The following is a 15,121-nucleotide window of genomic DNA, read 5'->3' as shown; positions in this document are numbered from 1 at the left end:
GCCGGCATTTGCCGTCCGTGCGGCGAGGGCGTCAACCGCAACCTCGGCATATTCGATCTGCACGGGACGGGGAGCCTTGCGCGTGTACCCGGCTTGCGCCTTTCGCTCGTCACGAATGCACGCCATAATGGCGCATGCAAACAGCTTCGCGCCTTTCATTGATGAACTGGATCGCCAGCCAGGGGCTCACAGGCCTGCCCGAGCAGGAACTGCTCCGCGGCTTTTGCGAGCGCTGCTGCGACGAAGGGCTGGACCTGTCGCGCGGGCTCGTGATCATCGACACGCTGCATCCGATCTACGAGGGCCGCGCCTTCCGCTGGAGCGATACGCCGAGCAACGAGAGCGACGTCATCGAGTACGGCTCGACGGCGGAGGGCGACGCCGCCACGAACTGGCGCCGCTCGGTGTTCTATCATTTGCTCGAGCACGGCAACGACGAGATGGTGATCGATCTCGCCGAGGCGCCGTCGCTCGATTTTTCGCAGATCGGCGACCTCGCCGAAAACGGCCACCGGCATTTCCTGGCTTTCGTGCACCGCTTCGGCGAGAGCGGAGCGCTCGGGCAGATGGACTGCCTCTATTCCTATTGGACCACCCGGCGGGACGACGGCTTCACCGAAGCTGAACTTGCCGCGCTGCGCGATCTCGTGCCGGTGCTCGGGCTCGCGATCAAGTCGGCGCAGCAGGTCGACATCGTGCGCACTTTGGGGCGCGTCTATCTCGGCCGCGACGCCTCCGAGCAGGTGCTGCGCGGGCGCATCTCGCGCGGCGTCACCGAGCGCATCAATGCCGTGCTCTGGTACTCGGACCTGCGCGGCTCGACCGGGATCAGCGAGAGCATCGGCCCCGACGAGATCATCCCGTTCCTCAACGACTACGCGCAGGCCGTGATCGACCCGATCCACGAGGCCGGCGGCGATGTGCTGAAGCTGATCGGCGACGGCGTGCTCGCGATGTTCTGGGGCGAGGACATGGCGGATGCGCGCCGTGCCGCGCTGCGCGCCGAGCACCTGTTCCGCAAGAATATCGCGGCGCTCAATGCCCGCCGGGCGGCCGAGGGGCGTCCGACCACGTCGGCCTATATCGGCCTGCATGTCGGGCAGGTCTTCTACGGCAATATCGGCAGCGAGGACCGGCTCGATTTCACCGTGGTCGGTCCGACAGTGAACGAGGTCAGCCGTATCGCCTCGATGAGCCGCTCGGTCGACCGCGAGCTGCTGGCGTCATCGGAATTCTACAAAGGCCTCGACGCCGCCGGGCGGCGCTATCTCGTCTCCACCGGCCGCTACGCGCTGCGCGGCATCGGCCGCGCGCAGGATCTCTACACGCTCGACCCCGATGTCGACGCGAGCGAGCCGGTGACGGGGAGCTACGAGCGGTATCTGGCGAATTAGCATCGCGCCGGCACTTCGTCCCCCACCATCTCCGGCTGCCGGTCCAGCGCCACCGCCGGCGACAGCCAGATCACCAGCGCCTGCACGCCGAACACGGCCGCCGCGAGATAGAGGCACGCTTCCGCGCTCCAGAGCCCGCCGACGATCGCGCCCAGTCCCGAACCGAGCGGGCGCGCGCCGTAGCTCATGATGTTGATGGCGGAGACGCGGCCCAGAAGGCGCGGCGGCGTCACCGATTGGCGCAGCGTCGTGGTCGAGATCACCCACAGGATCGGCCCGACGCCGAGCAGGAAGAAGCTCAAACCCGCCAGCCAGGGCGAGGGGACCAGCACGGTCAACGCCATGACCATTGCGGCAATGAAGCCGGTGACGGGGCCGAGGCCGACCACGGTACCGAAGCTGATACGCTGCATCACGCGGGTGGCGAGCAGCGCGCCGATCACCATGCCGACGCCGTACATTGTCAGCACCGTGCCGACGCCCGCTGCGGTGAGGCCGAGATGGCGCACGGCGTAGGGCACGAACACGGCGATCTGCAGGAACCAGCCGGTGTTGAAGATGAACTGGGTGATGAACACCGGACGCAGCAGCGGGTGGTGAAACACGAAGGCCGCGCCTTCGCGAATGTCCTGGAACGGATGGCGGCGCGGCGCCGGCGCGCGGGCGGGCTCGAAGATGCCGGAGAGCAGCACCACGGCGATAGCCGAGAGCGCCGCGGCGAAGCCGAAGGCCGGGCTCGCGCCCCACCAGCCCACCAGCGCGCCGCCAAGCGCAGGGCCGCTGGCAAAGGCGATGGTGCGCGCCAGCTCGATCCGCGCATTCGCCGCCGGCAACAGCTCGGCGCTTACCAGTGAGGGCACCAGCGCCGGTGCGGCCACGCTGTAGACCACGGTGCCGCACACCGCGGCGAAGCCGAGCAGCGCCAGCAGCGGCAGATTGAGCGCGCCGAGCGCGAGCAGCAGCACGATGGTCGCGAGCGCCACGGCCCGCAGCGCCTCGGCTCCCGCCATCAGCGAGCGGCGTGAGATCCGGTCGGCGAGCAGGCCGGCGGGAATCGCGAACAGCACGAAGGGCAGGGTCAGCGCGGTCTGTAACAGGCCGGTCTGGCCTTCCGCGACCCCGAGCGTGAGCACCGCGACGATGGGGGCGGCGGCCAAGGCGATCTGCTCGGCCGACTGCGCGGCGAGGTTGGACCAGGCGAGCCGGGCAAAGGTATCGGGGAGGCGGGGCGGGTTTGACATGGCTCATTTCCTGCAAAGTCGGGTTGGCGCCAGTATCCGGCCCCGGGGGCCGCCAAACCCACCCGCTTCCCGACAGGGCGGCGAATAACGGCCCGGAACGGGAACCCATACCACTAGATGCAGTTGCAAATGAGTTGCAATAAGCCTCGACTTCGGTATTCTCGCCCCATGGATGCCCGATCGCCTGATTTGACCCGCGACACCGCCGGCTGGCGCACTGACGCGCCCGCCACCAAGAGCCTCGCCGAGGTCAACGCCACGGTTGCCATTCCGGCCGCGGGCCGCTGGTGGCGCCGGCTGCTCGCTTTCGTCGGCCCGGGCTATCTGGTCTCCGTCGGCTACATGGACCCCGGCAATTGGGCGACCGACCTCGCCGGTGGCTCGAAGTTCGGCTACACGCTGCTCTCCGTCATCCTGCTCTCGAATTTGATGGCGATCCTGCTGCAGTCGCTGGCGGCACGGCTCGGCATCGTCACCGACCGCGACCTCGCGCAGGCCTGCCGCGCCACCTATTCGCCGGCGACGAACTTCCTGCTCTGGCTGGCCTGCGAGGCGGCGATCATCGCCTGCGATCTCGCCGAGGTCATCGGCACCGCGATCGCGCTCAAGCTCCTGTTCGGCATTCCCCTGATCGGCGGCGCACTGCTCGCGGCGCTCGATGCCTTCCTGCTGCTGCTCCTGATGAACCGCGGCTTCCGCTTCCTCGAAGCCTTCGTCATCGCGCTGCTGGCGGTGATCGCGGTCTGCTTCGCGGTCCAGGTCGCCGCCGCCGCGCCGCCGGTGGCGGAGGTGCTGCACGGCTTCATGCCGAAGAGCGAGATCTTCACCAACCCCGAGATGCTCTACATCGCGATCGGCATCATCGGCGCGACCGTGATGCCGCACAATCTCTACCTGCACTCCTCGATCGTGCAGACGCGCGCCTATGAGCGCAACGACGAAGGCCGCCGCGAGGCGATCAAATGGGCGACGACGGATTCGACCATCGCTCTGATGCTGGCGCTGTTCATCAACGCCGCCATCCTCGTCGTCGCAGCTGCGACCTTCCACAAAAGCGGCCATTCGGATGTCGCCGAGATCGGGCAAGCCTTCGAGCTGTTGTCGCCGCTGCTGGGTCTCGGCATCGCCTCGACGCTGTTCGCGGTGGCGCTGCTCGCCTCGGGCCTGAACTCGACGGTGACGGCGACGCTCGCCGGCCAGATCGTGATGGAGGGCTTCCTCGATCTGCGCCTGCCGAGCTGGGCGCGCCGCCTGCTCACGCGCGGCATCGCCATCGTCCCCGTGATCGTCGTCACCGCGATCTATGGCGAGCGCGGCACAGCGGATCTGCTGGTGTTCAGCCAGGTCGTGCTGTCGATGCAATTGCCCTTCGCCGTCATCCCGCTGGTCCGCTTCGTCTCCGACCGCCGCAAGATGGGCAAGTTCGCGATACCCACCTACGTCGCCGCGATCGCGTGGATCGTCGCGGGCGTGATCGTGATCCTGAACCTGAAGCTGTTGTCCGACACATTGTTCGGGTGAGGGCAGGGGCTATCGCTCCGTCTGTCCGGAGCGGCCCATGACGAGCCGCCCTTGCGCGGGCTCGGTCCGGCAATTTCGGAAAAGCCGCGCCATGCGAGGGCCGACGGCTCCGGTCGCGAGCCGGCGAACTACCGCTTTTCAATTGGTGCGAAGAGGGTATACTACCTTCAATTGCTGAGGGGCCGCGTACTGACAGGCCGTATTATGACATTACGTTTTTCAGGATTGATTTTTCTCCCCGCGGGATAATCGGCGGTCCCGCGCCGGAGTAAGTGCGCCGATCCGCATTTTCTCCGGTTACGCCTATGAGTTGTGCGCGACGTCGGCGCGCGGAGCCGGTGGTGAGACCACTGGCTCAATGGATTGATTTTGACTGCGCGGGTTCACGTCCTAGGGGACGGTGATCAAGCCAGAATGCGTTGATTGCTGCGTTGATATCATTGATGAGCGTGTACTGCCGTGACCAAGTGTCCCGCATGTTCAGCCCGTGTTACTCGCGAGCATCGCTTCTGCTCTCAATGCGGCGCGCGCCTCGATCACGCCGTGGAGCAGCCCTCCGGTCCATCACTTGCCAGCATCGTCGACCGCGAGGCGCGGGTTGTTCCGCTGCACGATCATGCGACGGTTCGGTCACAGATGCTGACCGAGAACAAGCAGGTCAGCGTCCTCTTTGTCGACGTCTGCGACTCCACATCACTGCTCCAGCACTCCGACCCCGAGGAATCCCGCAACTATCTCGGCAAGACGCTGAACCATCTGGCCGAAGCGGTCGCGACCTATGGCGGCACAGTGAGCCAGTTGCTCGGCGACGGGCTGGTCGCCTTGTTCGGCGCGCCCGTGGCGCAGGAGGATCACGCCCTGCGGGCGTGCCTTGCCGCTCTCAAGATGCAGAGAGCCAACATTCCCGGCCACGCGGTTCAGGGCGTGGCCAGCCCGATGCTGCGCATCGGCATCAATTCGGGCGAAGTGCTGGTCGGCGTCGTCGGACAATACGGCTGGTCGCATTACGGGGCGGACGGCAAGACGATTCACCTCGCATCGCGGCTCGAAAAGATGGCGCCGCCCGGCGGCATTCTGATCAGTGCCGCGACGCAGCGCCTCGTCGCGCAGCAGATCGACACGCAGCCGGTGGGGACGCGGTCGGTCCGAGGGCTGGACGATCCGGTCGACCTCCATGAGGTCGTGGTCGCCACCGAAAGTTCGGCGGCCGCGCCGCTGACGCGCAAGCAGCGCTGGGCGCCCCTGGTCGGCCGCGAAGATTCCTTGCGGATCCTGGCCGGGGATCTCGACATCGTTCGAACCGGCGCGATGCGAACGATCGGGCTGTGCGGCGATGCGGGGATCGGGAAGTCTCGCCTGATTGCCGACTGGATCGCCGCGCTTGCAAGCCAGGGCATGGAGGTCTGCCTTTCGCAGGCACGAGGTTACGCGAGCGCGCGCGCCTACAGCACCGCCGCGGACCTGATCGCAAGCCTGGCCGGGTTGCCGCAAACAAGCCTGACCGATGCACATTCCGTCAGGCAGACCCTGGCCGCCGAATGGGCCACCGAGGGCGCCGCGCATCTCGCCGCGATCAACGACCTGCTGGGTCTGGCGGCGCCGGACCAGGCTTGGCTGGAGCTCAACCCGGTCCAGCGGCGGCGCCGGATTGGCGACGCGTTGCTGTGGCTCGTGCGCAGGCGCGCCCAAGCGGGCCCCTTCGTGCTCGTGCTCGAGGACGTTTTCCTGGCTGACCGCGAGAGCCGACGGTTGTTCGAGGCCCTGCTGCCAAAGCTACAGGGACTGCCGATCCTCGTCTGCGTCAGCTATCGACCTGATTTCGACCATCAGTGGCGCCAGGCCCCCTGGTTTGCCGAGCGCATGATCGAGCCGCTCCGCGATGGCGAGATGTTCAGGCTCGCGCGCGCCCTGCTGGGGGATGATCTGTCCGTGCTCGGCGCCATGAACGAATTGGTGGCGCGCGCCGACGGCAACCCCTTCTTCCTGGAGCAACTGGTCATCACGCTGATCGACGACGGATCGCTCGAGGGAACGCCCGGTGCATACCGCCTGCAGCGGCCGCCCGGGGAGCTACGCGTGCCGGGCTCGATCGCCGCGGTGATCGGCGCGCGCGTCGATAGGCTGCCTGAAGCCGCCAAGTCCGCGCTCGAGGCTGCGGCGATCCTCGGCGACCCCATCACGCGCGAGCTGATCGCCGCGATGCAGGCCGTGGACCTTGGGCGTGCCGAAGAATTGCTGGGCCTGTGCGTTGCATCCGGATTGTTGGCGGGGTCGGATCAAGCGCGCGGTCAGCTCGAGCAGCACGCATTCGCGTTTCGCCACGCATTGGTGCGCGATGTCGTGCTCGGCGCCCTCACGCGCGCGCGTCTCAAGGCGCTGCATCGACAGGCCTTCCTGGCGCTGCATGCGCGGCCGGGGGCGGCTGAAGCGGATGTCGCGCCAGCGCTGGCGCACCACGCCTTCAAAGGGGAGGAGTGGGAGCAGGCGGCGAGATTCACCGTCAAGTCGATGGCCCGTGCGATCTCGCGCTCGGCCAATCAGGAAGCCCTTCAACTGTTCGAGAAGGGTCTTCAGGCAGCGCGCCGCGTCGACGACGCCTCGATTGCCCAGACCCTGGAACTCGCGCTTCGGCTGGAAGCCATCGGGGCGATGCTGGCCCTCGGGCAGATCGACGACATCTTCAGCAACATGGAGCGCGCGGAAGCCATCGCGGTGCAGCTGAACGATCAGCGCGCACGAGCGGCGGTGTCGACCGAGACGGCGGTATTCTTGTGGATGCGCGGACGCTTCGAGCAAGGTCTGCGCTATGCTTCACGGGGGCTCGAGGCGGCCCGCCTCGCGCAGCGCCGCCATATGATGATGGCGGCGCATCAGACCCGCCTGATGAACCTCCACGCGCTCGGTCGATATGCAGAGGCGGCCACGGAAGGCCAAGTTCTGCTCTCCGACTACGGACGGGAGCTGTCGGCGCATGTCGTTCAACCCGGATGGGCCGCGATCCCCATCATCAATCTCTATGCGTTTCATGCCAGCACGCTCTGGCGGCTGGGAGACAGTGCAACCGCCCACGCGTTCTGTGCCAAGGCCTACGAGATCCTGTCGAACATCGACCATCCCTATTCCCGTTTGCTGATCGACACCGTCCAGTCGCAGATCTGGATCGAGAGCCGGGAGCTCGACAGGGCCGAGCCCTTGATGCGCGCGGGCGTGCAGCAATGCATGACGCACAACGTTCCGACCATGCTTTCGGTTTGTACGGGTGTTCTCGGCAGCGCGCTGGCGCGCAACGACAAGGCCGCCGAGGCGGCGACGATGCTGGAGAAGGGGTTCGCCGATCGCATCTACGCGGCGGCCGGACCCTACGGCAGGACGTTCATGCGCGTGAGCCTGGGCGTCGCCTATCGCAAGCTCGGCCGGTTGGATGATGCGATCGCGGTCGGTCGCAAGGCGGTCGAGGAGGCCGCCGAAGAATACGGCCACCAGACCGAAGCCTTGTACGAGCTTGCTGAGACCTTGCGGCAGGCCGGCGATCTCGCCGGCGCCGAAGCGCATTTCAAGCGGGCTGCCGATGCCGCGGAGCGTCTGGGCATGCCCCACTATCAAAGACAGGTCGCAGCGGCCCTCGCGGATTGGCGGAAGGACGGGTATGCAGCATGAAACTCTCGACCTATGAACCCGACGCGTTGCCGCCGGGAGCACGCAGCCTCTCCTATGGTCTGTTCTGCTGGCTCAATCGCCACATTACGGTCTTGCGTGCGGTCGGTGCAGTGCTTCGGCACTGGCCAGCCATCGGCGGCTGGTTCGGCCTGGCGGCACGCGCCAGTGCGGTCAAGGACGTGCTGACGCGCACGGGCAGCTTCGCCAATACGGCCCATGCGGCCAACATGGTCTCTGGCGACTACCTCATCGGGATGGATCCCGGGCCGACCTATTCGGACGATCGGGACCTGGTCCATGCGCGGTTGGCCGCTCTGAACGTCCCCGCCGATTCCGATGCCGAGGCGCAGCGGCGCATCAAGGCTCTGAGCGTGCGCGGCGCGGGCGGCTTCGACCTGATCGACGAGTACCTGATGTGGGTCGTGTTCCACGCCATGCGGCCGCTATTCGGCGCGGCAACGGGCGCGGTGGTGGCGGGGTCGGCGGCCGACGCTGCGCAGGGCGATGTCGACGAGGGCTTGCAGCGACAATACATGCTCGAAATCCGCTATGTCGCGGGGCAACTGCTGGCCGGCAGCTTGGCGACGCTCGATCTTCGGCGACGGGCGGAAGCCTGCGGGGATGCGCTGCAGACGCGGATCGATCGCGTGACCGGCCTCATCGGCGCCGCCTGGGGCGTCAAGAGCTCCTCTGCCGACATTGAACGAAACGCCGTCGGCCTTGCCTGGATCTCGCACCCGGTCACCGTCCAGTCCGGGGCTCTCGTCGTCCAGGAGCTGCTGGGACGAACGAAGGTCTACGAGGAGCTGCGATCGAAGGCCGCCAAGCTCGGCGAGCCCGCCGTCTGGACCGATCCCGAGTTCCGCAAGATCGTGCGCAACCATGTGCTCGAGCTGATGCGCTTCCGACCGATCTTTCCGCTGCTGGCGCGCGACGTGCCGCGCGACACGGAAATGAAAACCGGGGCGCGGCACAACGCCGGATGTCCTGGTGGTGGCAAGGTCTCGCTGCTGTCGATCGCAGCGCTGTTCGATCCCAACGCCGTTCCCCAGAGCGGTCGCTTCTGCCCGGAGCGCGATTGGGGCAAGAACGATGCCTTGCGCTATCTCATGTTCGGATACGGCTACCGCCAATGTCCCGCGCGGGATCACGCGGTGGAGATCCTGACCAGCGCGCTGATTGGCCTGCTCACCTTGCCGCGGCTGCAATTGGCGAGCGGCGAAGGCAAGGCCATCGCCTATGACGGGCCGCTGATGCTGTGCATGCGGATGTGTACGACCTGAGTGAGCGGAGAACACGGCCATGCTCGAGATCGTCCGGCAGCAGATGATCTGCATCGTTGCGCCAGGCTGGGCCGGCGGCGCTGAAATTCCAAAGCAACTTCATGGTGCATTGGATACCCTGCTGGACGACGTCGCGGTGGTGCACTTCGTTTCAATCGGGCTGCTGCCGGCCTTGGCCGGGGCCCCGAACCAGCAGCCGGTGCTCTTGCTCGAGCTTGCCGTAGAGGAGGGCTTGCGCCCTTACGACCTGCTGTACCGCCTCGTCTATCATCCCGACGGCGCGATGTGGACGCTGTTCGGCGGCATGGTCGCTCCCAACGTCGCCGTACCCACGGCCAAGGACAAAGAGCAATTGCTGAACCAGCTGATGGGCTGGCACAGCATCGCCGACGGCGGCTTCGTCGGCGCCCGCGACCGCTCGGTCCGGCAGATCAAGATGGAGGGCGACCTGCTGGATCAGACGCGCATTGAAGCGCGGAAGCTGAAGCAAAAATACGGCAACGATCGCACCGCATTCGCCCTGGCGCTGGCCCGGTGGGCCTACGCCAACCCACGTTTCGAGTGGGCGGCCAAACCTGCGCCGCGATCCTATTGGCGCGGGACGGGGGCGAGCATCGGTGCCAAGCTCGCTTATCCCGTGGCGGCGATCGTGCTGTGGTTCGCCGTGCTCTGGCTGCTGCGGGCACTTCCGCGCGCCTATAATTGGTTCTTCGGCGAGCCCGGTCCCGGACTGCGGGCGGTCGAAGATGCCGTCATCAAGACGAGCGCATGCCTGCATGCGATGAGCTGGCACGGGCTGGTGGCGCTCGGGGTGATCGCATTCCTCGTCTGGCTGTTCCTGGTGCCGCTGCCCGCGCAATTCGTGTCCTGGCGGCGCTGGCTGAACAGCGTTCAGCAGGAGCTCGATCGGCCGACCCAGACGCTCTCGTCACTCGCAACCTATGTGGGCGGCTGGCTGATCGGCGTGCCGCTGCTGCTGGCTGTCGCAGCCTGCGCCGTCGCCTACACATTTGCACCGTTGGCCTATGAGGTAGCTCCGGCCTATATGCATGACGTCATTGAACCGAAGCTGCCAAAGCTGACCGGATTGCAGATCACCGGCATCGCAATCGTCGCGATCGCCGCGGTGCTTTGCATCGGCGCGCTGTTCTACTGGCTCAATCGCTATTTCACCGAGCTGAGCAGAAAGTTCTTTCATCCGCTCGAAGAGGACGTTCCGCGGGCCCAGCAGATCCATCCGTCGGTCGAGCGATGCGAGGCCGATCTGGTCGGTGGCACCCAGCACATGTTCAGCCTCACGGAGCTGCGCGGTCCGCAATGGTGGAGCGCGTGGTGCATCCGGCTGGCGCTGCGCATCGTGACGTTTGCCGGACGGGTGTTCTTCACGCAAGGCTGGCTCGGCAATGCGCCGGGCATCCATTTCGGCCATTGGCACATCATCGACAACGGCCGCCGCTTTCTGTTCTGCTCGAACTATGACGGCAATTTCGGCGGCTATCTCGACGATTTCATCAACGGCGCGGCCGTCGGCACCACGCTGGCCTGGCGCTGGACCGAGCTGAATCCACGCGCCCCGGCGCTGGAGGGGCAGCCCGGCATCGCCAAGGCGCGCAGCTTTCCGCCGACGCGCTTCGTGGTGTTTCGCGGCGTGAAGTGCGAGCTGAGATTCAAGTCCTATGCGCGCGACAGCATGCTGCCGCATCTCTACCATTTCGACGCCTGCAACCGGACAGTCGACCAGATCAACCTCGCCACGGGGCTGCGCGATGCCTTGTTCGGCGAGCGCAACGAGAAGAACGACGACCTGATCATGAGGGCCATCGAGACATGAAGCACGCTCCGCGCCTCTCCGAGCAAAGCCACGACATCCAGGGCATGCTGAAGAGCGGCTTCGGCTGGCTCAAATCCAGCCGCTTCTGGCTGCTGACGATCCGCGACGGCCGCGAGGATCAGGCGCGGGCCTGGCTCGCGCGTCTCGTCGACAGCAAGCTGGTCGTCAGCGCCAAATGCGTCGCCAAGGGCAAGACCAAGAGCAAGACCAAGGGCAAGGCGGAGCCGGAAGCGTCGATCGGGGAGGCGGTGTCGGTCGCCTTCAGCTACGCGGGGCTGAAGAAGCTCGGCTGTACCGAGGCCGAGACGCATCCGTTTCCGACGCCATTCAGCTCCGGCATGGGCAGCGCGTTGCGCCAGGATCTGTTGAGAGACGCTCCGCGTGATGATTGGCGCTGGTCGGATGTCGAGGGCGCCAGCGGCCGCCAAACCGTTCACATTCTCGTTGCGCAATGGTGGGTGCTCGACGCAACCGCGCGCATGGAGGAGCCGGACCCGGCTGTGTTTATCGTCGAGACCGTCGAGAACAATCCTTGCTCGTTTGCGGATGGCCAGTTGCGTGAGCCGTTCGGCTTCCGCGACGGCCTCGCCCAACCCGTGATCCGCGATCTCCGGGACGAAGAGGGAGCGACCCCGCAGCAGGCCCGAAAGGACGCCGGCAAGCTTTATGAGGATCGTGTCGTCGAGCCCGGCGAATTCATTCTGGGCTATCGCAACGAGTACGACGAGCTCACCTACTGCCCCAACGTGAATGAATGGCCGCAAACGAAAGACCGCTTCACGCTGAACGGGAGTTATCTGGCGGTCCGGCAGATCGAGCAGTATGTCGATGCGTTCAAGCAGTTCGAAGCAGCCAATGGCCAACCGACCTGCGAAAAACTGATGGGACGTCGGAAGGACGGCATGCCGCTCGGCTGGCAGGGGCCTCCAGGGTCGAATTCGGCGGCCGACGCCTTCCGCTATCGCGTCGAGGACGCCAATGGCTTCGTCTGTCCGAAGGGCGCGCATATCCGCCGGTCCAACCCGCGCGATTCCCTCGGGATCGACGTGCCGTCGAGCATCAAATCATCGAAGCTGCACCGGCTGCTCCGCCGCGGGCGGCCCTATCGCGAGAAGACCGAGACCGGACATCGCGAAGGCATCTTCTTCATTGCGTGCAATGCCGATCTCGAGCGTCAGTTCGAATTCATCCACCAGCGCTGGCTGCAAAATCCGCGTTTCGGCACGCTCGAGAAGCAGGACGATCCGATCGTGGGGTCGCAGGCCGGCGGCAAGAGCTTCACCATTCCGGGATCGCCGAGCGGCGGCGAGGTCACGCTGGCTTCGTTCACCGGCGCGCGCGGAGGCGGCTACTTCTTCCTACCCGGGATCGCAGCGCTGAAATTCATCGCCGGCGCGAAGCTCCGCTCGACGCACCGCCTTGAAGCGGCCGCCTCCTGACAGGCACGATCCCGGAAGGTGTCAGTCCTGCGGCTCGGATGCCGCATCGCCCTGGGCGTCGATGCGCAGCCAGCCCGAGGGGGCGAGGCGCTGCTGCGGCAGGAAGCGGGCCTTGTAGTCCATCTTCTTGGAGCCCTCGATCCAGTAGCCGAGATAGACGTAAGGCAGTCCCTGCCTGCGGGCGCGGGCGATGTGGTCGAGGATCATGAAGGTGCCCATCGAGCGTGAGACCTGGCCCGGCTCGAAGAACGAATAGACCATCGACAGGCCGTCGCTGAGGACGTCCGTGAGCGCGACCGCGATCAGCTCCTCGCCGCGGCCGGTGATGCCGCTGTCGGGGCCGCGCTTGCGATACTCGATGATGCGGGTCTCGACGTGGCTGTCCTCGACCATCATGGCGTAATCGAGCACCGTCATGTCGGCCATGCCGCCGTGGCGGTGGCGGGCGTCGAGATAGGCACGGAACACGGAATACTGCTCGGAGGTCGGCACCGCGCTGCGCTGCTCGCCGATGATGTCGGCATTGCGCGCCATCACCTTGCGGAAGTTGCGGGAGGGGCGGAACTCGTTGGCAACGACCCGGACCGAGACGCAGGCGCGGCACTGGTCGCAGGCCGGCCGGTAGGCGATCGACTGGCTGCGGCGGAATCCGCCATGGGTCAGGAGGTCATTGAGGTCGCCGGCGCGCTCACCCACGAGGTGCGTAAACACCTTGCGCTCATGCCGGCCCGGCAGATAGGGGCACGGGGAGGGCGCCGTCAGGTAAAATTGGGGGGTGTCGCGCGAGTGCTGGGTCAAGGGACGTCGTGGGCCTCCGAAGTGAATGTCAGCATCGCGCTACGGAAGCCCCCGGTCAATTGGTCTGCTCGGCAAGGCAGATCAGCAGTCAGCTTAACGGATCCCGGTTAGTAGGCGGTTGATCACCAGGTCCTCGAAGCCTGCGGCACGGGCGCGCGGACGGAATTGTTGACCACGACCGTTCCCAGCACGAAATCGTGCAGCAGGCGCCGTCGGCTGTTGAACGGGCCGACCAGCACCACGAAGGGCGTCAGGAACGAGACGGTCACCCAGAACAGCACGGCATGGGTGGCCCCGAGCACGAAATAGCCGGGCGCGCCGTACCAGGTGCGCAGCTCCAGATCCATCAGCCGCATGCCGATCGTCGCCGACGAAGGACCGCCGATGCAAGCGCCATAATAGACGATGGCCCAGATCACCGAGGCCGGCCAGGCCAGCCAGAACAGCGCCCAGCCGAGGCCGAGCGTGACCACGCCGAACAACGCGATGAAGAGGTAGCCGAGGATCACCGGCACCGAGATCACGACCATGTCGATCAGGAAGGCGAAGGCCCGGCGCGTCGCGACGCCGCGGAACTGTTCCGGGTGCAAATAGGGGTCGTAGGCGTGCGGTTGCACCCCGCCATCATTGCGCCAGGCATTGCCCGAGTCCGAATACGACATGTCCGTTCTCCCAAGGGGAAGCTCAAGGGGGAAGCTCCCGTGGCAGGACATGGGAACAGCCCGTCCGCGTGCCAAGGGTGTGCTGGGATTAACAAGCCGAAATATTCCGGCGATTCGGGGGCGGGAGAGGCTGGCGGTTGAGCGCCGATAATGTCGTGAGGCTTACCCCTGCGTCCGCAGCTTCTCCGCTGCCTTCGGCGCAAAATAGCTCAGCACCCCGTCGGCGCCGGCGCGCTTGAACGCCAAAAGGCTCTCCATCATCGCGCGCTCGCCGTCGAGCCAGCCGTTGTTCGCGGCGGCCGCGATCATCGCGTATTCGCCCGAGACCTGGTAGGCGAAGGTCGGCATCGCGAAGGTGTCCTTCACGCGGCGGACCACGTCGAGATAGGGCATGCCGGGCTTCACCATCACCATGTCGGCGCCCTCGGCGATGTCGAGCTCGACCTCACGCAGGGCCTCGTCGGAATTGGCGCTGTCCATCTGGTAGGTGCGCTTGTCGCCGGTCAGCGTCTTGGCCGAGCCGATGGCATCGCGGAACGGGCCGTAAAAGGCGGAGGCGTATTTAGCCGCATAGGCCATGATCTGCACGTCGGATTGGCCTGCGCGATCCAGCCCCTCGCGGATGGCGGCGACGCGGCCGTCCATCATGTCCGAGGGCGCGATGATGTCGCAGCCGGCTTCGGCCTGCACCAGGGCCTGGCGCACCAGCACGGCGACCGTCTCGTCGTTCAAGATCCTGCCGTCGGAGATCAGGCCGTCATGGCCGTGGCTGGTGAAGGGATCGAGCGCGACGTCGCAGAGCAGGCCGATCTCCGGAAACTCCTTCTTGATCGCGCGCACGGCTTGGCAGACCAGATTGTTCGGGTTGGTCGCCTCGGAGCCTTCCTCGTCGCGCAAGGACGGCTCGGTGTAGGGAAACAGCGCGATGCAGGGGATGGTGAGCTTCATGGCGCGCTCGGCCTCGCGCACCGCCTGGTCGACGCTGAGGCGCTCGACGCCGGGCATCGAGGCGACCTGCTCGCGCTTGTTGTTGCCGTCGATCAGGAACAGCGGCCAGATCAAATCGTCGGTGGTGAGCACGTTCTCCCGCACCATGCGCCGGGCCCATTCGGCCTTGCGGTTGCGGCGCGGCCGGACGGTCAGATCGAGGGCATGGGGCACCGCGGTGCCCTCGCTGCGCGAAACCTCGCGCAATTCGATCGGACGTCCGTATTTGATCGCCATCACTCTTCCTCCGGCTGGAATTATTCTTATACCAGCTCGCACGGTTCCCGTCACCGCGGCTTGACCTGCCG

At 66.1% G+C, this 15,121-nt stretch carries 10 protein-coding genes; 6 read left to right on the top strand and 4 right to left on the bottom strand.

The genetic code is table 11. The features are described from left to right. Positions 1-134: 134 nt before the first annotated feature. Positions 135-1,394 (top strand): adenylate/guanylate cyclase domain-containing protein, encoded by a 1,260-nt coding sequence (locus RPS27_RS31685; protein ID WP_194407733.1) that lies wholly within the window; start codon positions 135-137, stop codon positions 1,392-1,394. On the opposite strand, the gene RPS27_RS31680 is transcribed toward RPS27_RS31685, so the two are convergent. After that, positions 1,391-2,635, bottom strand: coding sequence for an MFS transporter (locus RPS27_RS31680; RefSeq protein WP_212068293.1), 1,245 nt, complete (start codon positions 2,633-2,635; stop codon positions 1,391-1,393). The two genes, RPS27_RS31685 and RPS27_RS31680, sit on opposite strands and share 4 nt — an antisense overlap. Positions 2,636-2,803: 168 nt before the next feature. On the opposite strand from RPS27_RS31680, the gene RPS27_RS31675 reads away from it, so the two are divergent. The 5 genes from RPS27_RS31675 to RPS27_RS31655 all read left to right on the top strand — a co-directional run bounded on the left by RPS27_RS31675 (position 2,804) and on the right by RPS27_RS31655 (position 12,366). Next, positions 2,804-4,156, top strand: a complete 1,353-nt coding sequence (locus RPS27_RS31675; RefSeq protein WP_212068292.1) for an Nramp family divalent metal transporter — start codon at positions 2,804-2,806, stop codon at positions 4,154-4,156. Positions 4,157-4,699: 543 nt separating this feature from the next. Beyond that, positions 4,700-7,813 (top strand): adenylate/guanylate cyclase domain-containing protein, encoded by a 3,114-nt coding sequence (locus RPS27_RS31670; protein WP_313754927.1) that lies wholly within the window; start codon positions 4,700-4,702, stop codon positions 7,811-7,813. Continuing rightward, positions 7,810-9,096 carry a cytochrome P450 gene (locus RPS27_RS31665; RefSeq protein ID WP_212068290.1) on the top strand — a complete coding sequence of 429 codons (1,287 nt, stop codon included), beginning with the start codon at positions 7,810-7,812 and terminating at the stop codon, positions 9,094-9,096. The genes RPS27_RS31670 and RPS27_RS31665 overlap by 4 nt, the downstream gene beginning before the upstream one ends. A 19-nt stretch (positions 9,097-9,115) precedes the next feature. Beyond that, a complete protein-coding gene (locus tag RPS27_RS31660) occupies positions 9,116-10,927 on the top strand; it encodes a hypothetical protein (protein ID WP_212068289.1) in 1,812 nt (603 codons plus the stop codon). Next, the gene (locus RPS27_RS31655) at positions 10,924-12,366 is read left to right on the top strand and encodes a Dyp-type peroxidase domain-containing protein (protein WP_212068288.1); all 1,443 of its coding nucleotides are present in this window, start codon (positions 10,924-10,926) and stop codon (positions 12,364-12,366) included. Before RPS27_RS31660 ends, RPS27_RS31655 begins: the two co-directional genes overlap by 4 nt. A gap of 21 nt (positions 12,367-12,387) precedes the next feature. On the opposite strand, the gene RPS27_RS31650 is transcribed toward RPS27_RS31655, so the two are convergent. From RPS27_RS31650 to hemB, 3 genes are all read right to left on the bottom strand, one after another. Beyond that, positions 12,388-13,164, bottom strand: a complete 777-nt coding sequence (locus tag RPS27_RS31650; protein WP_063194860.1) for an arginyltransferase — start codon at positions 13,162-13,164, stop codon at positions 12,388-12,390. Positions 13,165-13,286: 122 nt separating this feature from the next. Beyond that, complete coding sequence (locus RPS27_RS31645) at positions 13,287-13,826, bottom strand: RDD family protein (RefSeq protein WP_194407740.1); 540 nt, start codon at positions 13,824-13,826, stop codon at positions 13,287-13,289. Between the two features lie 162 nt (positions 13,827-13,988). Beyond that, positions 13,989-15,050, bottom strand: a complete 1,062-nt coding sequence (hemB, locus tag RPS27_RS31640; protein WP_211416730.1) for a porphobilinogen synthase — start codon at positions 15,048-15,050, stop codon at positions 13,989-13,991. Positions 15,051-15,121 lie beyond the last annotated feature (71 nt).

Origin of the sequence: Bradyrhizobium sp. WYCCWR 12699 (assembly GCF_032144035.1) — a bacterium.
Classification (GTDB): domain Bacteria; phylum Pseudomonadota; class Alphaproteobacteria; order Rhizobiales; family Xanthobacteraceae; genus Bradyrhizobium.
The sequence above is the reverse complement of the archived record's forward strand: the minus strand, read 5'-3'. Positions and strand labels throughout refer to the sequence as shown.

What these genes read in the sequence shown, in the direction of transcription:
- RPS27_RS31645 (WP_194407740.1), bottom strand. Translation starts at nt 13,826, where the DNA reads ATGTCGTATTCGGACTCGGGCAATGCCTGGCGCAATGATGGCGGGGTG.
- RPS27_RS31665 (WP_212068290.1), top strand. Translation starts at nt 7,810, where the DNA reads ATGAAACTCTCGACCTATGAACCCGACGCGTTGCCGCCGGGAGCACGC.
- hemB (WP_211416730.1), bottom strand. Translation starts at nt 15,050, where the DNA reads ATGGCGATCAAATACGGACGTCCGATCGAATTGCGCGAGGTTTCGCGC.
- RPS27_RS31685 (WP_194407733.1), top strand. Translation starts at nt 135, where the DNA reads ATGCAAACAGCTTCGCGCCTTTCATTGATGAACTGGATCGCCAGCCAG.
- RPS27_RS31680 (WP_212068293.1), bottom strand. Translation starts at nt 2,635, where the DNA reads ATGTCAAACCCGCCCCGCCTCCCCGATACCTTTGCCCGGCTCGCCTGG.
- RPS27_RS31655 (WP_212068288.1), top strand. Translation starts at nt 10,924, where the DNA reads ATGAAGCACGCTCCGCGCCTCTCCGAGCAAAGCCACGACATCCAGGGC.
- RPS27_RS31675 (WP_212068292.1), top strand. Translation starts at nt 2,804, where the DNA reads ATGGATGCCCGATCGCCTGATTTGACCCGCGACACCGCCGGCTGGCGC.
- RPS27_RS31660 (WP_212068289.1), top strand. Translation starts at nt 9,116, where the DNA reads ATGCTCGAGATCGTCCGGCAGCAGATGATCTGCATCGTTGCGCCAGGC.